The following is a 26,128-nucleotide window of genomic DNA, read 5'->3' as shown; positions in this document are numbered from 1 at the left end:
CCCCGGCCCCGCAGACTCGGGGGGTGAGCTCCTCCCGCACCGCGAACGGTTCGGCCTCGCGCTCGACCCCTCGGTCGGGCGGTGGCCGGTCGGGCGCGGCGCGGCCGGCGGCAGGCCGGCGCACCGATCCGTCCTCGACCCGCGCGTCGGGCGGCGGGCGGCGGCGTGCCCCGTCGACGGCGGTCCGCGCTCCCGGGCGCGCGCCGGCGCGCAGCGGGGGCGCCCCGCCGCGCCCGCGGGCCGGCTCCGCGGTCCGCGGCCGGCCCGGCGACCCCGGACGCCGCCAGCGGTGGATCATGGTCGTCGCGGCGCTCGTGCTCACGGTCTTCGTCGGGCGGCTGGTCCAGGTGCAGATCTTCCAGGGGCCGGCGCTCGCCGCGAAGGCCCAGGAGGCGCGCACGACGCACTCGGTGGAGCTGGCGCACCGCGGCGACATCGTCGACACGAACGGACGCGTGCTCGCGACGTCGGTGGACCGGTACACGATCTCGGCCGACACGCTCGCCATCCAGGGTTTCCAGGGCGGCCAGCGCGTGGACACGGACACGGGCCGGGCCGTGCAGGACGGCGCGCTCGGCATCGCGCAGCTCCTCGCGCCGATCCTCGACGAGGACCCCGCGGAGCTCGCCGCGAAGCTCAACGGCGACGACCGGTACGTGATCCTCCAGCGCAACGCGGTGCCCGAGGTGCAGCGGGCGATCGCCAAGCTCGACCTCCAGGCCTACATCCGCACCGAGCTGACCTCGCGCCGCACCTACCCGGCGGGCGTGGTCGCCGGCACGCTCGTCGGCTTCGTCGACCGCGACCAGGTGGGGCAGGGCGGGCTCGAGCGCGCCTACGAGGACGTGCTCGCCGGCACCGACGGCAAGGTCACCTACGAGCGCGGCCGCGACGGCGTCCCGATCCCGGGATCCGAGCGCGACGCCACCGAGGCCGTGCCCGGCAGCGACGTGCAGCTCACCATCGACTCCGACGTCCAGTGGAAGGCGGAGGAGCTGCTCGACGACGCCGTCTCGAAGACCGGCGCCCAGTACGCCATGGCCGTCGTGGAGGACGTGCGCACGGGTCAGGTGCTGGCGGTGGCGGACTCGGGCGACGTCGACCCCAACGACCGGTCGACGTCCGCCGTCGCCAACGGCTCGCGCGCCGTGAAGGACGTCTTCGAGCCGGGGTCGACGGGCAAGGTCATCACGATGGCGGCGGCCCTCGAGGAGGGCTACTGGTCACCGGACAGCCAGTTCCGGGTGCCCTACCGGTACACGACCCCCAACGGCGAGTCCTTCAAGGACTCGCACGAGCACCCGGAGCAGCGGCTGACGCTCGCCGGCGTGCTCGCGCACTCGTCGAACACGGGCACGGTGCAGATCGGCGAGAAGATCCCGCTGGACGTCCGCTACGACTACCTGGGCAAGTTCGGGTTCGGGAACCCGACCGGCCTCGGGCTGCCGGGCGAGTCGGCGGGCATCCTGCCCTCGGAGCAGACGCTGGCGCACGACGCCCGCACCCCGTACGCGATCCTGTTCGGACAGGGCGTGGCCGTGAACGCCATGCAGGCGACGCAGGTCTTCTCCACGATCGCGAACGGCGGCGTCCGGGTGGAGCCCAGCCTGGTGGCCGGCACGCGGGCGCCGGACGGCACGTTCACGCCCGCCGAGGCCCCGGGTGAGGACCGGGTGGTCTCCGAGAAGACGGCGGCGTCCGTGATGCGGATGATGGAGTCCGTCGTGGGGGAGGAGGGCACGGCCGCCAACGCGCGGGTGCCCGGCTACCGGGTGGCGGGCAAGACCGGTACCGCCCAGATGTGGACCGGGTCCGGCACCACCTACATGGCGTCGTTCATCGGCGTCGCGCCCGCCGACGACCCGCGCTACACGGTGTCCGTCTTCCTGCGCAGCCCGCAGTCGTCGATCTTCGGCGGCGTGGTGGCCGCACCGGTCTTCAGCGACCTCATGGGGTACACGCTGCAGAAGATGGACGTGCCGCCGAGCGCGACCCCGTTCAAGCCCTACCCCCTCACGTGGTGAGCGACCCGGTGATCGCCCCTGTGAGCGGCGCGGCGAGCCGCCCGACGAGCGGCGCCGTGCGGTCCGTGACGGTTCTCATTCCCGGCACACCGGGTGCCGGGCCCCTGGCACGCAGACGGTAGGTTCTTCTCCGTGACATCCCCGCTTCCCCGTATCCGGCCCGCGGGCACGACGCCCCGGCGGGTGCGGGACCTCGCCCTGACCTTCGGGCTCGAGGTGACGACTCCGGCGGCGCCCGACGAGGCCGGCTCCCGGCCCCAGGTCCCCGCCGACACCGTCGTCACCTCGGTCGCGTCCGACAACCGTGCGGTCTCCGGTGGCGACCTGTTCGTCGCCCTTCCCGGTGCGCACGCCCACGGCGCACGGTTCGCGGCCGACGCCGTGGCCCGGGGGGCGCGCGCCGTGCTGACCGACGCGGCCGGCGCGGCCACCCTCGCCGCCGGGCCGGACGCCCTCGACCCGGCGGTGCCGGTCCTCGTCGCCGCGGACCCGCGCGCGGTGCTCGGGCCCGTCGCCGCCTGGGTCTACGGCGAGCCCGCCGAGCACCTCATGACCTTCGGCGTCACCGGCACGAACGGCAAGACGACGACGACCTACCAGGTGGACCACCTGCTGCGGGCCCTCGGCTGGACCGGCGGCCTGATCGGCACGGTCGAGATGCGCGCGGGCGACACGGTGCTGCCCAGCCGGCTCACCACGCCGGAGGCCGCGGACCTCCAGGCGCTGCTCGCCGCGATGTGCGAGGCCGAGGTGCGCACGCTCGCGATGGAGGTCTCCTCCCACTCGCTGTCGATGCACCGCGTGGACGGCATCGAGTTCGGGGTGGTCGGCTTCACCAACCTCAGCCAGGACCACCTGGACTTCCACGGCGACCTGCAGTCGTACTTCGACGCGAAGGCCCTGCTGTTCACCCCGGAGCACGCGCGCCGCGGCGTCGTGGTCGTGGACGACGTGTGGGGCGAGCGCATGGCGGCCGCCGCACAGGTCCCCGTGGCGACGCTGCGCACCCGCGAGCCGCGCGACGGCGAGGCGCGGGCCGACTGGACCGTCACCGACGTCGCGCAGCACGGCACCGGTTCCGCGTTCACGCTGTCGCACACCGACGGCCGCTCGCTGCGCACGTCGACGTCCCTGCCCGGGGGGTTCAACGTGGCGAACGCCGCGCTGGCCGTCGCGATGGTGCTCGAGGGCGGCGCGCACGTCGAGGACGTGGCCGAGGCCCTGGACACCGTGGGCGGACTGTCGGCCGTCGTCCCGGGACGCATGGAGGTCGTCGGGGCGGGCGGCGACGGGCACCCGCGCGTCATCGTGGACTTCGCGCACAACACCGAGGCCCTCGAGCTGGCGCTCGCCGCCCTGCGCCCGACGACGGCCGGCCGGCTCGTCGTCGTCTTCGGCGCCACGGGCGACCGGGACAAGGGCAAGCGCCCGGCCATGGGCGCCGCCGCCGTCGAGGGGGCGGACGTCGTCGTCGTCACCGACGACGACCCCCACGGCGAGGACGCGGCGGTCGTGCGGGCCGCCGTCCTCGACGGGGCCCGCGCGGCCCGCGAGGCGGCCCGGGAGTCGGGTCGCGACGTCGTCGTGACCGAGGCCGCGCCGCGTGCGGCCGCCATCGAGGCCGCCGTGCTCGACGCGGGGGCCGACGACACCGTCCTCGTGGCGGGCCGGGGCCACGAGACCATCCAGGAGGTCGCGGGCGTCGACCTCGAGCTCGACGACCGTGAAGAGGCCCGCCGCGCGCTGCAGCGGCGGCACGAGAGGACCACCGCATGATCGCGCTGACCGCCGCCGACGTCGCCGAGGCGACCGGGGGACGGCTGCACGCCGACGCCGCCACACCGGTGACCGGGCCCGTCGTCGTCGACTCCCGCCGCGTGGAGGCGGGCGGGCTGTTCGTCGCGCTGCCCGGCGAGCACGTCGACGGGCACGACTTCGCCCGCGCCGCCGTCGCCTCGGGGGCCGCGCTGGTCCTCGCCGCCCGCGAGCTCGAGGGCGTGCCGAGCGTCGTCGTCGACGACGTGCAGGCCGCGCTCGGCGAGCTGGCCCGCGTCGTGCTCGCCCGGGTGCGGGCCGGCGGCGACCTGCGGGTCGTCGCCGTCACCGGCTCGGTGGGCAAGACGACCACCAAGGACCTGCTCGGACAGCTGCTCGCGGACCTGCTGCCCGAGGGCGTGGCGCCCGAGGACGGCCTGGTGGTGCCCAGCGGGTCGTTCAACAACGAGGTCGGCCTGCCGCTGACCGTGCTGCGGGTCACCGACGCCACGCGGTTCCTCGTGCTCGAGATGGGCGCGGACGGCCCCGGCAACATCGCCTACCTCACGCGGATCGCCCCGCCCGACGTGGGCATCGTGCTCGCGGTGGGCGTCGCGCACGTGGGCAAGTTCGGCTCGGTCGAGGCGATCGCGCGCACCAAGGCCGAGATGGTCTCGGGCGTCGTGGCCGGTGGCACGGTGGTGCTCAACGCCGACGACCAGCGGGTCGCGGCGATGGCGTCGCTCGCGGCCCCCGAGCACACCGTCACCACGTTCGGCACCATCACCTCGGCCGACGTGCGCGCCGCGGACGTCCGGGTGGACGCGTCCGGCCGTGCCTCGTTCGGGCTCGCCGTGGCGCACGCCCCGGGCGCGGCGGAGCCGGCGCCCGTGGACCTGCGGCTCGTGGGCGCGCACCACGTGAGCAACGCGCTCGCCGCGGCGACGGCGGTCCTCGCGCTGGGCGGCACCACCGCCGCCGGGATCGCCGGGGTGGCCGACGGGCTGTCCCGTGCGACGCCCGTGAGCCCGCACCGGATGGCGGTCACCGAGCGCCCGGACGGCGTCACCGTGATCGACGACGCGTACAACGCCAACCCGGACTCCATGCGCGCCGCGCTGCGGGCCCTCGCCGTCATGGCGGGCCGCACGCGCCGCTCGGTCGCCGTGCTCGGCGAGATGCTCGAGCTCGGGGACGGCTCGCGCGCCGCGCACGACGAGATCGGCCGCCTCGTGGTGCGATTGAACGTCAAGCTGCTCGTCGTCGTCGGCGACGGGGCGTACCACATCCACGAGGGTGCCCTGCAGGAGGGGTCCTGGGGAGAGGAGTCGGTCTTCGTGCCTGACCTCGACGCCGCGCGCGCGGTGCTCGCCGAGGCGCTCGAGCCGGGCGACGTCGTGCTCGTGAAGTCGTCCCTCGGGTCGGGCCTGTGGCGCCTCGGCGACGAGCTCGCCGCGGGCGGGCCGGCCGTGCCCGGCACCCACGGCACCCACGACACCGCGTCGGAGGTCGCCCCGTGATCGCGATCCTGGTCTCGGCCGGGGTGTCCGGCCTCGTCGCGCTCTTCGGGACGCCGCTGTTCATCCGGTTCCTCATCCACCGCAACTACGGCCAGTTCGTGCGCCAGGACGGGCCGACGGCGCACTTCACGAAGCGCGGCACGCCGACCATGGGTGGCGTCGTCATCATCGCGGCGGCCCTGGTGGGCGTCGCGGTGTCGATGCTGATCGCCGGCCGGCCGCCGAGCGCGTCGGCCCTGCTGTGCCTCTACCTCATGACGGGCCTCGGGCTGGTCGGCTTCCTCGACGACTTCACGAAGATCCGCAAGCAGCGGTCCCTGGGGCTCACGCCGAAGGCGAAGATCATCGGCCAGGGCTTCGTGGGGATCAGCTTCGCTGTGCTCGCGCTGCAGTTCCCCAACGCCAACGCGCGGACGCCCGCGTCGACGCGGATCTCCTTCCTGCGCGACACCAACCTCGACCTGGCGTTCGCCGGGGTCACGGTCGGCCTCATCCTCTTCGTGATCTGGGCGAACTTCCTCATCACCGCCTGGTCGAACGCCGTGAACCTCACGGACGGCCTCGACGGGCTCGCGACCGGCGTCTCGATCATCGTGTTCGGCGCATACGTCCTCGTCTGCATCTGGCAGCTCAACCAGTCGTGCCAGCGCCTCGCCGCCGCCGGGCCGCGCTGCTACGAGGTGCGCGACCCGCAGGACCTCGCGATCGTCGCCGCCGCCATCGCGGGCGCGTGCATCGGTTTCCTGTGGTGGAACGCCAGCCCCGCGAAGATCTTCATGGGCGACACCGGCTCCCTCGCCCTCGGCGGCGCCCTGGCCGGCATCTCGATCCTGTCGCGCACCGAGATCCTCGCCGCGATCATCGGCGGCCTCTTCGTCGTCATCGTCATGTCGGACGTGATCCAGATCGGCTTCTTCAAACTGACGGGCAAGCGTGTGTTCAAGATGGCGCCGCTGCACCACCACTTCGAGCTGTCGGGGTGGGGCGAGGTCACGATCGTCATCCGGTTCTGGCTCATCGCCGGCCTGTTCGCGGCCCTCGGCATGGGGGTCTTCTACGCCGAGTGGGTGGCCACGTGACCGAGCCCGCCGCCCGGGCGCTGCCCGACGGCGCCCGCGTCGTCGTGGCCGGGCTCGGCGTGACCGGGCGCGCGGTCGTCGCAGCGCTGGCGGGTCGCGAGGCCGGTCGGCCGACCTCGGTGGTCACGGTCGACGGCCGCGCGCACGACGCCGACGTGCGCGACGCCGACGACCCGGCGGTCGCGCAGCGCGTCGTCGCCGACGCGGACCTCGTGGTGGCCTCCCCGGGGTGGGCGCCGAGCACACCGCTGCTGGCGGCGGCCCGTGCCGCGGGCGTCCCCGTGTGGAGCGAGATCGAGCTGGCCTGGCGGCTCCGGGTCGACCGGACCTCCGGACCGGACGGCGCGCGCGGTCCCGCCCCGTGGCTCGCGGTCACCGGCACCAACGGCAAGACGACGACGGTCGAGATGCTCGCGTCGATCCTCACCGCGGCCGGGCTGCGCGCCGCCGCGGTCGGGAACGTCGGGACGCCGGTCGTGGAGGCCGCCCAGGACCCGTCGCTGGACGTCCTCGCGGTGGAGCTGTCCAGCTTCCAGCTGCACCACACGCTCACGACGTCCTTCGAGGCGGCGGCCGTGCTCAACGTGGCCGCCGACCACCTGGACTGGCACGGCTCCCTCGAGGCGTACGCCGGGGACAAGGGCCGGATCTACGCGCGGGCGCAGGTGGCGTGCGTGTACAACGCGGCGGACGCGCGCACCGAGCAGCTCGTGCGCGACGCCGACGTGACCGAGGGGGCCGTCGCCGTCGGGTTCACCCTCGGCGCGCCGGGACCCGGGCAGCTGGGCGTGGTCGATGGCGTCCTCGTCGACCGCGCGTTCCACGCCGAGGCCGGCGCGCGGGACCGGCAGCGCACGGCCGCCGAGCTGGGCACGCTCGCCGACCTGGCGCACCTCGCGCCCGGGGGCGGCGACGGTGCGCCGGGCGTGCCGCCGCACGTGGTCGCGAACGCGCTGGCGGCGGCCGCGCTCGCCCGCGCGCACGGCGTGCCTGCGACCGCCGTGCGCGACGGGCTGCGCGCGTTCCGGCCCGGTGCGCACCGCATCGCCCGCGTGCGCGAGCTCGACGGCGTCGCGTGGGTGGACGACTCCAAGGCCACCAACGCGCACGCGGCCGCGGCCTCGCTCGCGGCCTACGCGCCCGGCACCGTCGTGTGGGTGGCCGGCGGGCTCGCCAAGGGGGCGTCGTTCGACGCGCTCGTCGCCGACCGCGCGGACCGCCTGCACGCGGCCGTGCTCATCGGCGTCGACCCGGAGCCGATCCGCGGGGCGCTGGCCCGACACGCGCCCGAGATCCCCGTGGTCGTGGTCGATCCCGGCGACACTGGGTCCGTGATGCGGCGCGCGGTCGCCGCGGCACGGGACCTGGCTCGCCCCGGGGACACCGTGCTGCTGGCACCCGCGGGGGCGTCGATGGACCAGTTCGCCTCCTACGCCCAGCGGGGGGAGGCGTTCGCCACGGCCGTGGCGGAGCTGTAGGCGCCCGCGGCGCCGCGAGGACGAACGAGGGGTGTCGGATGGCGGTCACGACGGGCACCCGACGCGGGCCACGCGCCGCCGGCCGGCCGGCGGGCGCCGCGACGGCGAAGGGCCGGGGCGCGAAGACGTCGAAGGCACCGACGCGACCGTCGTCGAAGCGGGCCGAGCGGCCCTGGCTCGGCCAGTGGAACAGCACCGTCACGAGCTACTACCTGCTGGTCGGGGCCACCGGGCTGCTGCTGGTCATCGGCCTCGTCATGGTGCTGTCCAGCTCGACGGTGACGTCCATCGCCGCGGGGGACTCGCCGTTCGCCGCCTTCCTGGTGCAGGCGCGGTTCGCCCTCATCGGCCTGCCCCTCATGCTGGTCGCCGCGCGCCTGCCCGTGCGCTGGTACAAGCGGCTGGCGTGGCCGGCGATGATCGTCGCCCTCGGGCTGCTGGTGGCCGTGCCGTTCGTCGGCAAGCTCGTCAACGGCAACCGGAACTGGCTGGTCCTGGGGCCGATCCAGTTCCAGCCGTCGGAGCTGGCCAAGCTCGCGCTCGCGATCTGGCTGGGCGCGGTGCTCGGTCGCAAGCAGCACCTGCTGGGCAGCTGGGGCCAGGCTCTCGTGCCGGGGGCGCTGGGCCTCGGCGCGGTCCTCGGCCTCGTCATGGCCGGGCACGACCTGGGGACGGCGCTGATCCTCGCCGTGCTCGGCCTGGGCGCCTACTGGGTCTCGGGCGCACCCGCCGCCATGCTGGGGGTCGGTGCGGTCGGCGCGGCGTTGTTCGTCGGGTGGACGTTCATCGTCAACCAGGGCAGCTCCGACCGGCTCACCCGCATCCTCGCGACCTACGGGTCCACCTGCGACGAGGCGAGCGAGTGCTACCAGTCGATCCACGGGCTGTACGGGCTCGGTACCGGCGGTCTGTTCGGCGTGGGGCTGGGCGCCAGCCGCGAGAAGTGGAAGTACCTGCCGGAGGCGCACAACGACTTCATCTACTCCGTGATCGGCGAGGAGCTCGGCCTGCTCGGCACCCTGCTGGTGCTCGCGCTGTTCGTCGTCCTCGGGGTCGCGATGGCGCGGGTGGTCCGCCGCCACCCGGACCCGTTCGTGAAGATCACCACGGCCGCGATCGGCTGCTGGGTCGTGGGCCAGGCGTTCGTGAACATCGGCGTGGTGATCGGCGTCCTGCCGGTGATCGGTGTCCCGCTGCCGCTGGTTTCGGCGGGCGGGTCGGCCCTCGTCACGACGATGGTGGCGCTGGGCGTGGTGATCAGCTTCGCGCGCAGCGAGCCGGGTGCCGCGGAGGCCCTCGCAGCGCGCCGGAGCGTCGTCAAGCGGTCGGTCGCGGTCCTCTCGCGGCGCGGCCGGCAGGGTGCCACCGGGGGGACGGGACGGCGCCGCGGGGGCGACGGCGGCCGATAGGGTCCTGCCTGTGAAGAGCTCTGCAGTCACGTCCGTCGTCCTCGCCGGAGGCGGCACCGCCGGCCACGTCAACCCCCTGCTCGCCGTCGCGGACGAGCTCCGCGCCCGCGAGCCGGAGGCCAGGATCCTCGCCCTCGGCACCACGTCGGGGCTGGAGGCCGACCTCGTCCCGGAGCGCGGCTACCGGCTCTGGCCGATCCCGCGCGTGCCGCTGCCGCGGCGCCCCAGCGTCGACCTGCTGCGCCTGCCCGGTCGGCTGAGCTCGGCGGTGAAGGCGGCCGAGGCGGCGATCGACGAGATCGGGGCGCAGGCGGTCGTCGGCTTCGGCGGGTACGTCTCGACCCCGGCCTACCTCGCCGCCCGGCGCAAGGGCGTCCCCGTGGTGATCCACGAGCAGAACGCCCGCGCCGGCCTGGCCAACAAGCTCGGCGCCCGCTGGGCCGCCCGCGTCGGGGCGACGTTCCCCGGCACGCCGCTGCCGGGCGCCCAGGTGGTGGGGCTGCCGCTGCGCGCCGAGATCGCGGAGCTCGTCTCGGCCCGCGAGGCCGACGCCCTCGCCGCGCGCGTTCAGGCCGCCGACGCCCTCGGGCTGGACGCGGGGCTGCCGACGCTCGTCGTCACGGGCGGCTCCTCGGGCGCCGCGTCGGTGAACGCCGCGCTGGCCGGCTCGGTGGAGGCGCTGCTGCGCGCCGGGGTCCAGGTGTTGCACCTCACCGGCAAGGGGAAGGACGGCCCGGTGCGGGCCGCCGTCGACGCCGCCACGGCGGCGGGCGGGCACGAGGCCGCGCGCTACCAGGTGCGCGAGTACCTGTCCGAGATGCAGCTCGCCCTCGCCGTCGCGGACCTCGTGGTCGCCCGCTCGGGCGCGGGCACGGTCTGCGAGCTCGCCGCCCTCGGGGTGCCCGCGGTCTACGTGCCGCTGCCCATCGGCAACGGCGAGCAGCGGCTCAACGCCGCGCCGCTGGTCGAGGCGGGCGGTGGCCTGCTCGTCGACGACGCCGACCTCACGCCCGCCTGGGTGGCCGAGCACGTGCCGGCGCTGCTCGCCGACAGGCCGCGCCTCGGCCGGATGGCGTCCGCCGCCCGGGCGACGGGGGTGCGCGACGGCGCGGCACGGGTGGCCGACCTCGTCGCCGAGGCGGTCGCGCAGGGGACCCGCGGGGCGGGCTCGGACGCGGGGCGGCAGGCATGAGCGCCTCCCCGTCGGCGCGGCCCGCGGCGCTGCCCGTCGACGACCTCGGGCGCGTGCACCTGGTGGGCGTCGGCGGCGCGGGCGTCTCCGTCGTCGCACGGCTGCTGGCGGCCCGCGGGGCCGACGTCCAGGGCTCCGACGCGGCGGGCGGCCCCGCCCTCGAGGCGCTGCGGGCCGACGGCGTGCGGGTCTGGGTCGGGCACGACGCGGCGCACGTCGTCGGGCCGGACGGCGACCCGCTGGTCGACACGGTCGTCGTGTCCTCCGCGGTGCGGGAGACGAACCCCGAGCTGGCCGCCGCCCGCGCCGTCGGGATCCGGGTGCTCCACCGCTCCCAGGCGCTCGCGTCCCTCATGCTGGGCCGCCGCGCGGTGGCGGTCGCCGGTGCGCACGGCAAGACCACGACCTCGGCGATGGTCGCGACCGTGCTGCGCGCCTGCGGCGTCGACGCGTCGTTCGCGATCGGGGGCACCGTGCGGGTCCGGGACGCGGAGGGCCGCGAGAGCGCGGTGCCCGGCGGCCACCTCGGTGCGTCCGACGTGCTCGTGGCCGAGGCGGATGAGTCGGACGGCTCGTTCCTCAACTACGCCCCGACGGTGGCGGTCGTGACCAACGTCGAGCCGGACCACCTCGACCACTACGGCTCGCAGGAGGCCTTCGAGCGGGCGTTCGAGGAGTTCGCCGGCCGCATCGCCGAGGGCGGCACGCTCGTCGCCTGCGCGGACGACGCCGGGTCGGCGGCGCTCGCGCAGGCGCACCGGGCCGCGGGCCGGGCCGTGGTGACGTACGGCGAGGCCGCGGCGGCCGACGTGCGGGTGCGCGACGTCGTCGTCGGACCTGGAACGGTGGAGGCCGTCGTCTCCGGGGGCCCGCTCGGCGACGAGCCGCGCGCGCTGCGCCTCGCGGTCCCCGGCGCGCACAACGCGCTCAACGCGACCGCGGCCGTCGTGACCGCGACGCTGCTCGGCGTCGAGCCCGGTGCGGCCGTCCGTGGCGCGGGCACGTTCGTCGGGACGGGTCGGCGCTTCGAGCCCAAGGGCGAGGCCGACGGCGTCCGGGTGTTCGACAGCTACGACCACCACCCGACCGAGGTGGAGGCGCTGCTGCGGGCGGCGCGGCCGGTCGCGGGTGACGGCCGCATCGTCGTGCTCTTCCAGCCGCACCTGTACTCGCGCACGCGGATCTTCGCGGGGCGGTTCGCCGCGGCGCTGGCGCTCGCGGACGAGGTGGTCGTCACGGGCGTGTACCGGGCGCGGGAGGACGTCGACCCGGCGGTGGGCCCGCGCACGATCACCGACCTGCTGGAGCGGACCACGTCCGGCGGCGGGGTCCGCGCCGTCGAGGACCGGCTCGAGGCCGCCCACGCGGCGGCCGCGCTGGCCCGGCCGGGCGACCTGGTGCTCACCGTGGGCGCGGGCGACGTGACCGAGCTCGGCCCGGTGGTCCTGGCCGACCTCGCCGCGCGCACGCCCGGCGTGGCGTCGCCCGGGGTCGCGGCACCCGACGAGACCATGGGGTGATGCGACCGCCAGCCCGCCCGCGCCCGGCCCCCCGCACGTCGTCGGGCCCGACGACGCCCGACCGGTCCGGGGCCGGCGCACGTGGCGCCCGGGGGAGCGGCCCGGGGACGAGGACGGGCGCGACGAGGACGGTTCCGACCCCGGCGTCGAAGCCGGCCTCGAAGCCGGTCGCGGCATCGGCATCGAAGCAGACCCCGGCCGCGAAGGGCGCACCCCCGGCGCGGCGGCCTCGCACCGCCGCGACGGCGGTGGTCCCGGCCGGGCAGGTGGTCCCGCCCCGGGTGTCGACGGCGATGGCGGACCGGCTCGCCGAGCGCACGGCGATGCGCCGGCACCGGACGTGGCGGCGCGTGCTCGCGTGGGTCCTCTCGTTGGCGCTGGTCGGGGGCCTCGCGTGGGTGGCGCTCTGGTCGCCGGTGCTCGCGCTGGAGAAGGCGGACGTCACGGTCTCCGGCGCGGGGCGGTACGTGGACGAGGCCGCGGTGCGGGAGATCGCCCAGGCGCCGGACGGCACCCCGCTGCCGCGCCTGGACACCGTGGCGATGCGGGAGCAGATGCTCGGGCTGCGCGGGGTGAAGGACGTGCGGATCGCGCGCGCCTGGCCCCACGGGCTGACGGTCGAGCTCACCCCGCGCGTCCCGGTCGCGGCCGTGCCGGACGGCGACCGGCTCGCGCTGCTCGACCCGTCCGGCGTGCGCGTGGCGACGCGCGACTCGGCGCCGAAGGGGCTGCCGCAGGTGGACGTGCCGCTGGACGACGCGCTGGCGCTGCAGGCGGCGCTCCACGTGCTGGCGGCCCTGCCGGCCAAGCTCTCCGGTCAGGTGGAGCACGTGAGCGCCGACACGCAGGACGCGGTCGAGACGGTCCTGGAGGACGGCACGACCGTCCGGTGGGGCGGCAGCTCCGACCTGCCGCTCAAGGTCGAGACGGTGCGCACGCTGCGCAAGCTCGCCGACGGAGCGCGCACGATCGACGTGTCGTCGCCCGAGCTCCCGGTGACCCGATGAGGTGCTTGAGGGCGGCGCGGCACGCGCGGGCGGGCGAGGCAAGCACCGGGCGCGCGCGACACGCCGGAGCACGTCCGTCCTTGCGCCCGCCGCGCCGCCTACCGTCGATCGCAGCAGCAACCTGACATAACTCTAACCCTCAACTCGAACCTTAAGGTTAGCCCTCAGGGGCCGGGGCGACGGGGGAGCGAGGACCGGACGTCGGGACAAGGAACGACCCGAGAGGCAACGACGTGGCAACTCCGCAGAACTACCTGGCAGTGATCAAGGTGGTCGGTATCGGCGGTGGCGGCGTGAACGCCGTGAACCGCATGATCGAGGTCGGGCTCAAGGGTGTCGAGTTCATCGCCATCAACACCGACGCGCAGGCGCTGCTGATGTCGGACGCCGACGTCAAGCTCGACGTCGGCCGTGAGCTCACCCGTGGCCTGGGCGCCGGCGCCGACCCCGAGGTCGGCAAGAAGGCGGCCGAGGACCACGCCGAGGAGATCGAGGACGTCCTGCGGGGCGCCGACATGGTCTTCGTGACGGCGGGCGAGGGCGGCGGCACCGGCACCGGCGGCGCGCCCGTGGTGGCCCGGATCGCGCGCTCGCTCGGGGCCCTGACGGTGGGCGTCGTGACGCGCCCCTTCACCTTCGAGGGCCGCCGCCGCTCGGTGCAGGCCGAGCAGGGGATCGACACCCTCCGCGAGGAGGTCGACACCCTGATCGTGATCCCGAACGACCGCCTCCTGTCCATGTCGGACAAGAGCGTGTCGGCGATCGCGGCGTTCCACTCGGCGGACCAGGTGCTGCACTCCGGCGTCCAGGGCATCACCGACCTCATCACGACCCCGGGCCTCATCAACCTCGACTTCGCGGACGTGAAGTCCGTGATGCAGGGGGCGGGCTCGGCGCTCATGGGCATCGGCTCGGCCCGGGGCGAGGACCGCGCCGTGCAGGCGGCCGAGCTCGCGATCTCCTCCCCGCTGCTCGAGGCGTCCATCGACGGCGCGCACGGCGTCCTGCTGTCGATCCAGGGCGGCAGCGACATCGGCCTCTTCGAGGTGCACGAGGCCGCCCGCCTGGTCCAGGAGGCGGCGCACTCCGAGGCGAACATCATCTTCGGCACGGTCATCGACGACGCGCTCGGCGACGAGGTGCGGGTCACCGTCATCGCCGCCGGCTTCGACGGCGGCGTGCCGCAGGCGCGCAAGGACGGCCGTGGCCTCGGGCAGATCTCCGGCGCCTCGGCCAAGCCGGCCGTCGCCCCCGGCGACGCGGGCGCGACCGCGACGCCCGTGCCGCAGCCCGGGGTGCAGACCGCCCCGCCGCGCCCGCCGCAGCCCGCCACCGCGCAGGTGCCCGCCGCCGCGCAGCCGCGACCGATCCCGGCGGAGCCGGACGACGTGCCCGTGAGCCTCGACGCACCCCCGGCCCCGCCGGCCGGGGCGCGGCCGGCGGAGCAGCGCCGTCCGTTCACGGTGGTCGAGGACGCCGAGGGCGAGGGCGTCACGGTCGAGCGGCCGGTCGAGGTGCCGCGCCTGTTCGACGAGCCGCGTCGCCCGGCCGAGGAGCTCGACGTGCCCGACTTCCTCAAGTGAGCGCCGGGTGAGCGGAACTCACGGCGCGGTCGGCTGGGCCCAGGAGGCGCTGTTGCCGGACCAGTTCGGTGCGGGGCTGTTGCGGGTGGACCTCGGCGAGGGCGTCGTCGCGGGCTTCACGACGCGCCACGGCGGGGTGTCGCCCGCGCCCTGGTCGTCCCTGGACCTGGGGACGTCGACGGGCGACGACCCGGTGCGGGTGCGCGAGAACCGCGCCCGCCTCGGGGAGTGGGTCGGCGCGCCTGTGGCGTTCTCCGCTCAGGTGCACGGGGACCGGGTCCTCGACCTGGGGGCGGCCGAGCTCGCCGAGTGGTCGTCGACGGAGCCGCCGGCCGCCGCGGGCGAGGCCGACGCGATGGTCACCGCCGAGCCCGGTCTCGCCCTCGGCGTCCTGGTCGCGGACTGCGTCCCGGTCGTCCTCGCGGACCCGGTGGCCCGGGTCGTGGCGGTCGCGCACGCCGGGCGCAACGGGGTCGCGCTCGGGGTGGTGCACCGCGTCGTCGAGCAGCTGCTCGCCCGCGGTGCGCGAGCCGAGAGCCTGCGGGCCGCGGTCGGCCCCGCCGTGTGCGGGTCCTGCTACGAGGTGCCCGCCGCGATGCGCGACGAGGTCGCCGCCGTCGTCCCCGAGACGTGGGCGACGACCGCGGCCGGCACCCCCGCGCTCGACCTCCCGGCCGGGGTGCTCGCGCAGCTGGCGGCGCACGGCGTCGCCGCAACCCGCGTGGACCGCTGCACGCTCACGGACACGGACCTCTACTCCCACCGGCGCGCCACCGCCCAGGGCACGACGACGGGACGGCAGGCGGGCGTCGTCGTCCTGACCTGAGCCGGCGTGACCTGACACGCGGACGCCCGGACGCGCCCGCGACGCGCGACACACCGGCGTGTCGTGCGTCGATGCCGGCGCAGGCGTGGTTAACGTCGTGACACCGTCCGGGACGGAGGGCGGGACGTGGCGACGAACGGAGCAAGGCGATGGGCGGAGCGCTTCGCAAGACGATGCTGTACCTGGGGCTCGCCGACGACCAGGGTGAGTCGGAGGAGTACCTCGACGAGTACGAGGAGCTGGAGGCACCGGTGCGCGACCGTGACGACTACCAGGCGCAGGTCACCCCGCTGCACCGTGGCGGAGGGAGCGAGTCGGTGATCGCCTCCGACCTGCGACGCATCACGACCATCCACCCGCGCTCGTACAACGACGCCCGCACCATCGGCGAGGCCTTCCGTGGCGGCACGCCGGTGATCATGAACCTGTCCGACATGGACGACGCCGACGCGAAGCGCCTGGTCGACTTCTCGGCCGGCCTGATCTTCGGGCTGCGCGGGTCGATCGAGCGCGTGACGAACAAGGTCTTCCTGCTCTCGCCGGAGCACGTGGAGATCGCGGGCGAGGAGCCGCCGGCGGAGAAGGCCCCCGGGCGCGGGGCGTTCTACAACCAGAGCTGACCGCGCGCCCGAGCGCGCCGCTCGCACCGTCCGGCACGGGCCGGGGCAGTCCTGCCCCGGCCCTGCGCCGTGCTCGGGTAGGTTCGACCCGTGAGTCTCGTCTTCAACCTGGTCTACCTCGTCCTGTGGCTGTTCCTGCTGTGCCTCATCATCCGGCTGGTCTTCGACTGGGTGCAGTTCTTCGCGCGCGACTGGCGGCCGAAGGGCGTGCTGCTGGTGTTGGCCGAGGCCATCTACACGGTCACGGACCCGCCGCTGCGCTTCCTGCGGGGGCTGATCCCGCCGTTGACCCTGGGGCAGATCCGCCTGGACCTCGCCTTCCTCGTCCTCTTCATCGGCACGGGCATCCTCATGCGCGTGGCCTCGTTCCTCGCGGCCGCGTGACCGGTGCGCCGGCGGCCGTCCCGGACGGCCCGGGTGTGACCTGGGTCGGGGTTCGCGGCGTCCGGTGAGGGGCGCCCCGGTGCTGACCTGTGAAGACGTCGTGTGGGCGGGACGACCCGCCCTCCCCGGGCAGGTCGCCCGCGAGGACGTCCGCTACCGTGGTCATCCAGACGGCCCGGGAACCGGGTCCCACCGACCCTGCAAGAACGATGAGGTGAGACGATGGCGCTGCTGACGGCAGAGGACATCCTGAACAAGAAGTTCGCCGCGACCAAGTTCCGCGAGGGCTACGACGTCGAAGAGGTCGACGACTTCCTCGACGAGGTCGTGCGGACCCTCACGGCGGTCCAGGAGGAGAACGACGACCTCCGGTCCAAGCTCACCGCCGCCGAGCACCGGGTCGCCGAGCTGAGCCGCTCGGACGCCGCCCAGCAGGCGCAGCCCGCGCCGACCCCGGCGCCCGCCCCGACCCCCGCCCCCGCCCCGGCCGCCGCGAAGCAGCAGCCCGCGGAGCCGGAGTCCGCCACGGGGATGCTCCAGCTGGCCCAGAAGCTGCACGACGACTACGTGCGGTCGGGCCAGGAGGAGGGCGACCGCCTCATCTCGGAGGCCAAGTCCGAGGGCTCGCGCATCGTGCGCGAGGCCGAGGAGACCAGCCACCGCACCCTGTCGCAGCTCGAGCAGGAGCGGTCGCTCCTCGAGCGCAAGATCGACGAGCTCCGCCTCTTCGAGCGCGACTACCGCACGCGTCTCAAGAGCTTCCTGCAGAACCTGCTGGGCGACCTCGACGCCCGCGGCTCGGCCCTGCCGCCGCAGCGGCAGAACGCCGGTGCCTCTCGCGGCTCGGAGCTCTGAGCGGGGGGCCGTCACCCCGCGCACCCCGCTCCTTCGTCACGCCTCACGCCGAGCGGCCCGCACGACACGCACGCCTTCACCGCGCGTGCTGTTGTGCGGGCCGCTCGGCGCACTTACGCTGCGGTGACTCGTCGTCGACGCACCAACGAAAGGGCACCGATGGCCAAGCTCTCGACCACCACCCGCGCGGCACTGCGCGAGCACTTCCCGCACCTCGCGCGGGACGTGAAGTCGTTCCCGGTCCGCGACGGCGAGGAGCCCTGGACCCTGCACGAGGTGGAGGAGCTGGCGGCCTTCCTGCTCGAGGAGAAGGACCGCCTCGAGCGTGAGCTCGCGGCCGCCGACCAGGAGCTGTCGGACCTGCTGCGCAACTCCGGCGACGGTGCGGGCGACGACCAGGCCGACTACGGCTCGAGCGCGCTCGAGCGCGAGCAGGAGCTCACGCTGGTCAACAACATGCGCGACCTGCTCGCCCAGACGGCGCACGCCGTCGACCGCATCCGCAAGGGCACCTACGCCACCTGTGAGATCACCGGGCTGCCGATCGGCAAGGCCCGCCTCCAGGCGTTCCCCCGCGCCACGCTCTCCGTCGAGGCGAAGGCGCGCGAAGAGCGGCGCTGAGCGGGGGAGGATGCCGTTCGCCGGGCACCCGGCGGCCCCGCCGCCGCCGAGGCACCCCGCCCGGCGGGTCCTGCGCGCGCAGGCGTCCGCCTAGACTGGCGCACGATGTCGACCACGCCCGCCGGCTCCGCCCCGGCCCCCGAGCCCGCGCCGCGCGACGGCGCACCCGAGACGTCCGGGTCGGGCGTGTCGCCCGACGTCGTCCCTGAGGAAGCGCGGCCCGCGCCCGTGGCCCAGGACCCGGGCGACGACGCACCGGTGTCGGCCGAGCGCCGGCGCCGCCTGATCACCTGGACCTTCGTCCTGGCGGCGGTCGTGCTGCTCGTCGACCAGCTCACCAAGTGGTGGGCGGAGTCGGCGCTCGTCTGGGGCGACGACCCGAAGCCCCTGATCGGCGAGCTGCTGCAGCTCCGGCTCATCTACAACCCGGGCGCGGCCCTGTCGATCGCCACCGGCATGACGTGGATCCTCACGATCGTCGTGGTGGTCGTGGTGGTCGTCATCGTGCGCGCGATCCGCCGCATCGGCTCCACCGGCTGGGCCGTGGCCCTCGGCCTGCTGCTCGGCGGGGCGCTGGGCAACCTCGGCGACCGCTTCTTCCGCGAGCCGGGCTTCGCGCGCGGTCACGTCGTCGACTTCATCGACTACGGCGTCTTCGTGGGGAACGTCGCCGACATCGCCATCGTCGCCGCGGCGGTACTCATCGTCATCCTGTCCTTCCGCGGGATCGGGCTGGACGGCCGTCGGCACGTCGACGACGAGGACGCCCCGGCCGAGCCGTCAGAACCGAGCGAGCCGACAGAACCGACAGGGGGGCGTTGACCGTGACGTCCGGATCCACCCGCACCCTGCCGGTGCCCGACGGCCTCGCGGGGGAGCGCGTCGACGCCGGCCTGGCGCGCATGCTCGGCTTCTCGCGCACCCAGGCGGCGGAGCTCGCCGCCTCCGGGGCGGTGCTGCTGGACGGGCGCGAGGTCGGCAAGTCCGACCGGCTCGTCGCCGGCGGCTGGCTCGAGGTCACGGTGCCGGACGCGCGGCCGGCGGCGCCGGTCGTCGCGGAGCCCGTGCCCGGCATGGCGATCGCCTACGAGGACGACGACGTGGTCGTCGTCGACAAGCCCGTCGGCGTGGCGGCGCACCCGTCGCCGGGCTGGACCGGACCCACGGTGGTGGGGGCGCTGGCCGCCGCCGGCTACCGGATCGCGACCTCCGGCGCCGCCGAGCGGCAGGGCATCGTGCACCGGCTCGACGTCGGCACGTCGGGCCTCATGGCCGTGGCCAAGAGCGAGGCCGCGTACAGCGGGCTCAAGCGGGCCTTCAAGGAGCGCACGGTCGAGAAGGTCTACCACGCGCTCGCGCAGGGCCACCCCGAGCCGACGACCGGCACGATCGACGCCCCGATCGGGCGGCACCCGAGCGCCGACTACAGGTTCGCCGTCGTCGCGGACGGCAAGCACTCGGTGACGCACTACGAGGTGCTGGAGATGCTGCCCGCCGCGTCGTTGGTCGAGGTGCACCTCGAGACCGGCCGCACCCATCAGATCCGGGTGCACTTCCAGGCGGTGCGGCACCCGCTCGTGGGCGACCTCACCTACGGCGCGGACCCGGTGCTCGCGTCGAAGGTCGGCCTGGAGCGTCAGTGGCTGCACGCCGTGCGGCTCGGCTTCGAGCACCCGCTGACCGGCCGCTGGGTGGAGGTCACCAGCGAGTACCCCGACGACCTGGCGCACGCGCTCGAGGTCGTGCGTGGGGCGTACCGGTAGGCACCGTGCCCGACCTGCCCTGGTGGGCGGACGTCGTCCTCGGCCTGGTGGCCTCCTTGCTCGCCCTCTGGGCGCTGCTGGCCGTCGGCCTGCTGGTCGTGCGCCGGCGCACGGGCCGCGGCTCGCTGCGCGGCGCGGTGCGGCTGCTGCCCGACGTCCTACGCCTGGTCAGGCGGCTCGCGGCGGACCGGACGCTGACGCGGCGCGTCCGTGCGCTGCTCGTCGTGCTGCTCGGCTACCTGGCCATGCCGTTCGACCTCGTCCCGGACGTCATCCCCGTGCTCGGGTGGGCCGACGACGTGGTCGTCGTGGCGCTCGTGCTGCGGGCCGTGGTGCGCAGCGCCGGGCCCGACGTCGTGCGCCGGCACTGGCCCGGTTCCGAGGACGGCCTGGCCGTGCTGCGGCTGCTCGTGCGGTGGTAGCCGGGGCCGCCGTCGCCGTGTGACGTTGCCCTCGGCGGGGCGGTCCAGAGTGTCGGAGGCGACTGCCTAGACTCGGTCCATGCCCGACGCAGGTTCCTCCACCGCCCAGCCGACCGGTACCTCCGAGGACGACTTCGTCCACCTGCACGTGCACACCGAGTACTCGATGCTCGACGGCGCGGCGCGGATGAACGACCTGTTCAGCGAGGTGTCGCGGCTCGGCCAGAAGGCCATCGCGATCACCGACCACGGGTACCTCTTCGGCGCGTTCGACTTCTGGAGCACCGCGCAGAAGCACGGGGTGAAGCCGATCATCGGCGTCGAGGCGTACGTGACGCCGGGGACCAGCCGCCACGACCGCACCAAGGTGCTGTGGGGCGAGCAGCACCAGCGGCGCGACGACGTCTCCGCGGGCGGCGCCTACACCCACATGACGCTCTGGGCGCGCGACAACGAGGGCATGCACAACCTGTTCCGCGCGTCGTCGCTGGCGTCCCTGGACGGCCAGATGGGCAAGTGGCCCCGCATGGACCGGGAGCTCCTCGAGACGTACGGCAAGGGCCTCATGGGCACGTCGGGCTGCCCGTCCGGCGAGGTCCAGACGCGGTTGCGGCTGGGGCAGTGGGACGAGGCGGTGCGCGCCGCGGGCGAGCTGCAGGACATCCTCGGCAAGGAGAACTTCTTCGTCGAGCTCATGGACCACGGGATCGAGATCGAGTCCCGCACGTACAAGGACCTGCTGCGCCTCGCGGAGCACATCGACGCACCGCTCGTGGCGACCAACGACCTGCACTACACCAAGCAGGAGGACGCGCACTCCCACGAGGTGCTGCTCGCGGTGAACTCCGGGTCGACGCTCGACGAGCCGACCTACGACCAGGGCGGCAGCCGGTTCGCCTTCAGCGGTGACAGCTTCTACGTGCGCTCCGGGGCCGAGATGCGCCGGCTGTTCTCCGAGCTGCCGGAGGCGATCGACAACACGCTGCTCATCGCCGAGCGCTGCGACGTCTCGTTCGACACCAAGGCGAACTACATGCCGCGGTTCCCCGTGCCCGACGGCGAGGACGAGGTGAGCTGGTTCGTCAAGGAGGTCGAGGCGGGCCTGCGCCGCCGGTACCCCGACGGCATCAGCGACGACGTCCGCAAGCAGGCGAACTACGAGGTCGAGGTCATCATCCAGATGGGCTTCCCGGGGTACTTCCTCGTGGTGGCCGACTTCATCAACTGGGCCAAGGAGCAGGGCATCCGCGTGGGGCCGGGCCGCGGTTCGGCCGCGGGCTCGATGGTGTCCTACGTCATGGGCATCACGGAGCTCGACCCGCTCAAGCACGGCCTGATCTTCGAGCGCTTCCTCAACCCGGAGCGCGTCTCCATGCCCGACGTCGACGTCGACTTCGACGAGCGCCGGCGCTCCGAGGTGATCCGGTACGTCACCGAGAAGTACGGGGACGACCGCGTGGCGATGATCGTCACCTACGGGTCGATCAAGGCCAAGCAGGCGCTCAAGGACGGCTCGCGCGTGCTCGGCTTCCCGTTCGCGATGGGGGAGAAGCTCACCAAGGCGATGCCGCCCGCCGTCATGGGCAAGGACATCCCGCTGTCCGGGATCTTCGACCCGAAGCACGAGCGGTACGCCGAGGCGGCGGAGTTCCGCGCGGTGCACGACGCCGACCCGGAGGCGCAGCGCGTCGTCGAGACGGCGCGGGGCATCGAGGGGCTGAAGCGCCAGTGGGGCGTGCACGCCGCCGGCGTCATCATGTCCAGCGACCCGTTGATCGACATCATCCCGATCATGCGCCGCCCGCAGGACGGCGCGGTCATCACGCAGTTCGACTACCCGACGTCCGAGGGCCTCGGCCTCATCAAGATGGACTTCCTGGGGCTGCGCAACCTCACGATCCTCGACGACGCCCTCGAGAACATCGTCATGAACGGCAAGGAGCCGGTGGCGATCGAGACGGTCGAGCTCGACGACAAGGCGACCTACGACCTGCTCGCCCGTGGCGACACGCTGGGCGTCTTCCAGCTCGACGGCGGCGCGATGCGCTCGCTGCTGCGCCAGATGCGGCCGGACAACTTCGAGGACGTCTCCGCCGTCATCGCGCTGTACCGCCCGGGGCCGATGGGCATGAACTCGCACATCAACTACGCCCTGCGCAAGAACGGCATGCAGAAGATCGAGCCGATCCACCCGGAGCTGGAGGAACCGCTCAGCGAGGTGCTGGGCGAGACCTACGGCCTCATCGTCTACCAGGAGCAGGTGCAGCGCGCCGCGCAGATCCTCGCCGGCTACTCGCTCGGCCAGGCCGACCTGCTGCGGCGCGCGATGGGCAAGAAGAAGAAGGAGATCCTCGACAAGGAGTTCGTCCCCTTCGAGGCGGGCATGAAGGAGCGCGGCTACTCCAAGCCGGCGATCCAGGCGGTCTGGGACACGCTGGTGCCGTTCGCCGGGTACGCGTTCAACAAGGCGCACTCCGCCGGCTACGGCGTCGTCTCGTACTGGACGGCGTACCTCAAGGCGAACTACCCGACCGAGTACATGGCCGGCCTGCTGCAGAGCGTGCGGGACGACAAGGACAAGATGGCGCTCTACCTGGGCGAGTGCCGTCGCATGCACATCACCGTGCTGCCCCCGGACGTCAACGACTCCGCCGCGAAGTTCACCGCCGTCGGCGACGACATCCGCTTCGGCCTGACGGCGATCCGCAACGTCGGGGCCAACGTCGTGGACGCGATCATCGCCGCGCGCGAGGAGAAGGGGGCGTTCACCTCCTTCACGGACTTCCTCGACAAGGTGCCGGCCGTGGTCTGCAACAAGCGCACCATCGAGTCGCTCATCAAGGCCGGGGCGTTCGACTCCCTCGGCCACCCGCGTCGGGCCCTGCTGGTGGTCCACGAGCAGGCCGTCGACTCGGTCATCTCCGTCAAGCGCAAGGAGGCCGAGGGGCAGTTCGACCTCTTCGCCGGCTTCGGCGGGGCCGAGGAGGACGCGGCGATGACGTTCGCCGTCGACGTGCCGGACCTGCCGGACTGGGACAAGAAGCAGCGGCTCGCGTTCGAGCGGGAGATGCTCGGCCTGTACGTGTCGGACCACCCGTTGTCGGGGCTGGAGCACGTCCTGGCGCGCGCGGCGGACACGTCGATCGCGTCGCTGATGGCCGACGAGGGCCGCCAGGACGGCTCGCAGGTCACGGTGGCCGGGCTGCTCACCAGCGTGCAGCGCAAGATGAGCAAGAACGGCAACCCGTGGGCGGCCGTGACCGTCGAGGACCTCGAGGGCGCGGTCGAGGTGATGTTCTTCGGCGAGACCTATCTCGCGTACTCGACGATCCTCGCGGAGGACCAGGTCGTCACGCTGCGCGGCCGCGTGCGTCGCCGCGACGACCAGATGCAGCTGCAGGCGATGGAGGTGTCGCTGCCGGACACGTCCGCCGTCGCGGACGCGCCCGTGCTGGTGACCGTGCCGCACACCCGGTGCGTCGAGCCGGTGATGGTGCGGCTGCGGGAGGTGCTCGCCACGCACCCGGGGTCGGCGGAGGTGCACGTGAGCGTCGCGGAGCCGGGCAAGCGGACGGTGGTGCGGGCGGCGGACACGCTGCGCGTCGAGAAGTCGCCCGCGCTGTTCGGCGACCTCAAGGCGCTCCTCGGCCCGAGCTGCCTGTCATGACCGCGCACGTGACCCAGGACGACGGGGGCCGGGACGACGGCTCGGCCGACCACCGCTTCCGGGTGGTGCCGGCGGCGTATGTGTACCTGCGCCGTGAGGGGCAGGTGCTGCTCCAGCTGCGGCAGGGGACCGGGTACCGGGACGGCCACTGGGCCGCGGCGGCGGCGGGGCACGTCGAGGCGGGGGAGTCGGTGCGCGAGGCCGCGGTCCGCGAGGTGCGCGAGGAGCTCGGCGTGGAGGTGGACCCGGCCGACCTGGTCCCGGTGACCACGATGCATCGCGGTGAGCCCGGCGGCCCCGCGCTCGAGCAGCGTGTCGACTTCTTCTTCACCGTGACCCGGTGGTCGGGCAGCCCTGAGATCCGCGAGCCCGCGAAGGTCGCCGACCTGCGGTGGTTCCCGTTCGTCGCCCTGCCGGACCCGGTCGTACCGCACGAGCTGACCGTGCTGCGCGCCCTGCACGACGAGGGCCGGCACGGCACCCGCGTGCCGCCGATCCTCATCGAGGGGTTCTGAGGGGTTCTGAGGGGTACGCCACGGCGTCGCTAGGGATGTGGTCGGCGTCCCGCACGCCGGCGCGGCCGTAGGCTCGGGGCGTGTTCCGCCTCAACCCCGAGCAGCTCGTGTTCGTCACCGAGCGCCACCTCGCCACCCTCACCACCCTGCGCGCGGACGGCAGCCCGCACGTCGTGCCCGTCGCGTTCACGTGGGACGCCGACGCCGGGGTCGCGCGGACGACGGCACGTCGCACGTCGACCAAGGTGGCCAACGCGCGCCGGGCCACCGCGGAAGGGGGACGCCCTCGCGCCGCGCTGTGCCAGGTGGACGGCGGCCGCTGGCTGACGCTCGAGGGCACGATCGAGGTGAGCGAGGACCCGGACGAGATCGCGGACGCCGTCGCGCGGTACGCGAAGCGCTACCGGCCGCTGTCGCACGACCCCGACCGCGTCGTCCTGCGCCTCACCCCGGACCGGGCGATGGCCTCCACCTACATGGCCTGATCGTTGCTCACCACGATCAGGGGATGCATCAGGCGACGACGGCCGTCTCGTCGCCCTCGGGCAGGGCCACCGTGATGCGGTCGCCGCGCACGAGCTGGCGGCCGCGCCGCGTCTCCTCCTCGCCGTTGACGCTGACCTCGCCGTCGGCGACCAGGTCCCGGGCGTGCGTGCCGGACTCCGCCAGCCCCGCGAGCTTGAGGAACTGACCCAGCCGGATCACGTCGTCACGGATGGGTACCTCGATCGGGGTGCTCATGGGACCCATTGTCCGCCCTCCGGACCGGAGCACGGCCGCCACCGCGCCCGCGGCCGCCCACCGCCGCCGCCCACCGTCGCCACCCACCGCGTGGCGTGGTGCGGCGTCACGCGGCGAGGTCGACGGCGACGCCCCGGCCGGCCGCGCGTGCCCGCTCGACGAGCACCGCGCCGATCGCGACGTCGAGGATGCCCAGCCCGACCGAGTTGAACAGGGTGATCTCGTCCTGCGCCCGCCGCCCGGTGGCGCGGCCGGTGACCACGTCCCCGAGCTCGAGCCGGCACGCGTCGGCGTCGATGGCGCCCTCGGCGATGGCGAGGAGGGCGTCGCCGGACTCGTGCAGCGCGGTCCCGACGGAGTCGACCACGACCCGGGACCGTGCCATGGCCGCCCCGTCCACCTCCCGGTGGTCCGGGCGGGGAGGCGCCCCGACGACGTTCACGTGCTGGCCGGGGGTGAACCACGCCCCCTGGACGAGCGGGTCGCGCGCGGGCGTCAGCGTGCAGACGACGTCGGCGCGCCGCACCGCCTCCTCCGGCGAGCGGACCGCGTCCACGGTGAGCCCGGGACGGTGCTCGGCGACCAGCGCGGCGAACGCCGCGACACGCTCCGCCGTGCGGGACCACACGAGGACGTGCTCGAGCGGGCGGACCTCGGCCAGTGCGCGCACGTGCTCCAGCGCGAGCGCACCGGCGCCCACCAGCCCGAGCACGCTCGCGTCCGCGCGCGCCAGCCACCGGGTCGCGACGGCGCTCGCGGCCGCGGTGCGCAGCCGGGTGGGGACGGCGCCGTCGAGCACCGCGACCGGCGCGCCGGTGCCGGAGTCGACGAGCACCAGGACGGACCGCTGCGCCGGCAGGCCGCGGGCGCGGTTGCCCGGCAGGTCGGCGAGCAGCTTCGAGCCGGCGAGCCCCGCACGGCCCGAGACGGCGGTCATGGGCAGGAAGTGCGCGGCGGGGTCGAGCGCGGCGACCGTGAGCGGCGCCTGGGCGGCGACGCCGTCGGCGACGTCGGCGAAGGCTCGTTCGACGAGGTCGACGACCTCGAGGGGCGTGACCAGCCCGGAGAGGTCGGAACGGGTGAGGACGAGGGGCACGGGCGCTCCTACGGTGGTGGTAGCGGTAGCGGTAGCGGTAGCGGTGGCGGT

At 74.4% G+C, this 26,128-nt stretch carries 23 protein-coding genes; 21 read left to right on the top strand and 2 right to left on the bottom strand.

Going from position 1 to position 26,128, the window contains the following annotated elements:
* Positions 1-23 precede the first annotated feature (23 nt).
* From ACH436_RS15490 to ACH436_RS15390, 21 genes are all read left to right on the top strand, one after another.
* A complete protein-coding gene (locus ACH436_RS15490) occupies positions 24-2,024 on the top strand; it encodes a penicillin-binding transpeptidase domain-containing protein (protein ID WP_430561096.1) in 2,001 nt (666 codons plus the stop codon).
* 132 nt (positions 2,025-2,156) lie between these two features.
* Positions 2,157-3,800 (top strand): UDP-N-acetylmuramoyl-L-alanyl-D-glutamate--2,6-diaminopimelate ligase, encoded by a 1,644-nt coding sequence (locus tag ACH436_RS15485; protein ID WP_430561095.1) that lies wholly within the window; start codon positions 2,157-2,159, stop codon positions 3,798-3,800.
* Complete coding sequence (gene murF, locus ACH436_RS15480; RefSeq protein WP_430561094.1) at positions 3,797-5,299, top strand: UDP-N-acetylmuramoyl-tripeptide--D-alanyl-D-alanine ligase; 1,503 nt, start codon at positions 3,797-3,799, stop codon at positions 5,297-5,299. Before ACH436_RS15485 ends, murF begins: the two co-directional genes overlap by 4 nt.
* The gene (mraY, locus tag ACH436_RS15475) at positions 5,296-6,378 is read left to right on the top strand and encodes a phospho-N-acetylmuramoyl-pentapeptide-transferase (RefSeq protein WP_430561093.1); all 1,083 of its coding nucleotides are present in this window, start codon (positions 5,296-5,298) and stop codon (positions 6,376-6,378) included. The genes murF and mraY overlap by 4 nt, the downstream gene beginning before the upstream one ends.
* Positions 6,375-7,856, top strand: coding sequence for a UDP-N-acetylmuramoyl-L-alanine--D-glutamate ligase (gene murD / locus ACH436_RS15470; RefSeq protein WP_430561092.1), 1,482 nt, complete (start codon positions 6,375-6,377; stop codon positions 7,854-7,856). Before mraY ends, murD begins: the two co-directional genes overlap by 4 nt.
* 38 nt (positions 7,857-7,894) lie before the next feature.
* Positions 7,895-9,265, top strand: a complete 1,371-nt coding sequence (gene ftsW / locus ACH436_RS15465; RefSeq protein ID WP_430561091.1) for a putative lipid II flippase FtsW — start codon at positions 7,895-7,897, stop codon at positions 9,263-9,265.
* 10 nt (positions 9,266-9,275) lie between these two features.
* The gene (gene murG / locus ACH436_RS15460) at positions 9,276-10,457 is read left to right on the top strand and encodes an undecaprenyldiphospho-muramoylpentapeptide beta-N-acetylglucosaminyltransferase (RefSeq protein ID WP_430561090.1); all 1,182 of its coding nucleotides are present in this window, start codon (positions 9,276-9,278) and stop codon (positions 10,455-10,457) included.
* On the top strand, positions 10,454-11,977 hold the full coding sequence (murC, locus tag ACH436_RS15455; protein ID WP_430561089.1) for a UDP-N-acetylmuramate--L-alanine ligase: 1,524 nt from the start codon (positions 10,454-10,456) through the stop codon (positions 11,975-11,977). Before murG ends, murC begins: the two co-directional genes overlap by 4 nt.
* 281 nt (positions 11,978-12,258) lie before the next feature.
* A complete protein-coding gene (locus ACH436_RS15450; RefSeq protein ID WP_430561088.1) occupies positions 12,259-12,984 on the top strand; it encodes a cell division protein FtsQ/DivIB in 726 nt (241 codons plus the stop codon).
* 233 nt (positions 12,985-13,217) lie between these two features.
* The gene (ftsZ, locus tag ACH436_RS15445) at positions 13,218-14,567 is read left to right on the top strand and encodes a cell division protein FtsZ (RefSeq protein ID WP_430561087.1); all 1,350 of its coding nucleotides are present in this window, start codon (positions 13,218-13,220) and stop codon (positions 14,565-14,567) included.
* A 7-nt stretch (positions 14,568-14,574) separates the two neighbouring features.
* The gene (gene pgeF / locus ACH436_RS15440) at positions 14,575-15,393 is read left to right on the top strand and encodes a peptidoglycan editing factor PgeF (RefSeq protein WP_430561086.1); all 819 of its coding nucleotides are present in this window, start codon (positions 14,575-14,577) and stop codon (positions 15,391-15,393) included.
* 149 nt (positions 15,394-15,542) lie between these two features.
* Positions 15,543-16,013, top strand: a complete 471-nt coding sequence (locus tag ACH436_RS15435; RefSeq protein WP_429762174.1) for a cell division protein SepF — start codon at positions 15,543-15,545, stop codon at positions 16,011-16,013.
* Between the two features lie 90 nt (positions 16,014-16,103).
* Positions 16,104-16,397: a YggT family protein gene (locus ACH436_RS15430; protein ID WP_430561085.1), complete on the top strand. Its 294-nt coding sequence runs from the start codon at positions 16,104-16,106 to the stop codon at positions 16,395-16,397.
* A 222-nt stretch (positions 16,398-16,619) separates the two neighbouring features.
* Positions 16,620-17,252, top strand: coding sequence for a DivIVA domain-containing protein (locus ACH436_RS15425; protein ID WP_430561084.1), 633 nt, complete (start codon positions 16,620-16,622; stop codon positions 17,250-17,252).
* A gap of 159 nt (positions 17,253-17,411) precedes the next feature.
* Positions 17,412-17,873, top strand: coding sequence for a TraR/DksA family transcriptional regulator (locus ACH436_RS15420; protein ID WP_430561083.1), 462 nt, complete (start codon positions 17,412-17,414; stop codon positions 17,871-17,873).
* Between the two features lie 105 nt (positions 17,874-17,978).
* Complete coding sequence (locus ACH436_RS15415; protein ID WP_430561082.1) at positions 17,979-18,695, top strand: signal peptidase II; 717 nt, start codon at positions 17,979-17,981, stop codon at positions 18,693-18,695.
* Between the two features lie 2 nt (positions 18,696-18,697).
* The gene (locus tag ACH436_RS15410; RefSeq protein ID WP_430561081.1) at positions 18,698-19,636 is read left to right on the top strand and encodes an RluA family pseudouridine synthase; all 939 of its coding nucleotides are present in this window, start codon (positions 18,698-18,700) and stop codon (positions 19,634-19,636) included.
* Positions 19,637-19,641: 5 nt separating this feature from the next.
* Positions 19,642-20,058: a YkvA family protein gene (locus ACH436_RS15405; protein ID WP_430561080.1), complete on the top strand. Its 417-nt coding sequence runs from the start codon at positions 19,642-19,644 to the stop codon at positions 20,056-20,058.
* A gap of 79 nt (positions 20,059-20,137) precedes the next feature.
* Entirely contained in the window at positions 20,138-23,725 is a 3,588-nt protein-coding gene (dnaE, locus tag ACH436_RS15400; protein WP_430561079.1) for a DNA polymerase III subunit alpha, read from the top strand.
* The gene (locus ACH436_RS15395; protein ID WP_430561078.1) at positions 23,722-24,240 is read left to right on the top strand and encodes an NUDIX domain-containing protein; all 519 of its coding nucleotides are present in this window, start codon (positions 23,722-23,724) and stop codon (positions 24,238-24,240) included. Before dnaE ends, ACH436_RS15395 begins: the two co-directional genes overlap by 4 nt.
* Positions 24,241-24,320: 80 nt before the next feature.
* Positions 24,321-24,725 (top strand): pyridoxamine 5'-phosphate oxidase family protein, encoded by a 405-nt coding sequence (locus ACH436_RS15390; protein ID WP_430561077.1) that lies wholly within the window; start codon positions 24,321-24,323, stop codon positions 24,723-24,725.
* Positions 24,726-24,753: 28 nt separating this feature from the next.
* Here ACH436_RS15390 and ACH436_RS15385 read toward each other — a convergent pair whose 3' ends face one another.
* Positions 24,754-24,990 (bottom strand): RNA-binding S4 domain-containing protein, encoded by a 237-nt coding sequence (locus ACH436_RS15385; RefSeq protein ID WP_430561076.1) that lies wholly within the window; start codon positions 24,988-24,990, stop codon positions 24,754-24,756.
* Positions 24,991-25,087: 97 nt separating this feature from the next.
* Entirely contained in the window at positions 25,088-26,077 is a 990-nt protein-coding gene (locus ACH436_RS15380) for an ornithine cyclodeaminase family protein (protein WP_430561075.1), read from the bottom strand.
* Positions 26,078-26,128 lie beyond the last annotated feature (51 nt).

This window comes from Isoptericola sp. NPDC019693 (assembly GCF_044389085.1).
Taxonomy (GTDB): Bacteria; Actinomycetota; Actinomycetes; order Actinomycetales; family Cellulomonadaceae; genus Isoptericola.
The sequence above is the reverse complement of the archived record's forward strand: the minus strand, read 5'-3'. Positions and strand labels throughout refer to the sequence as shown.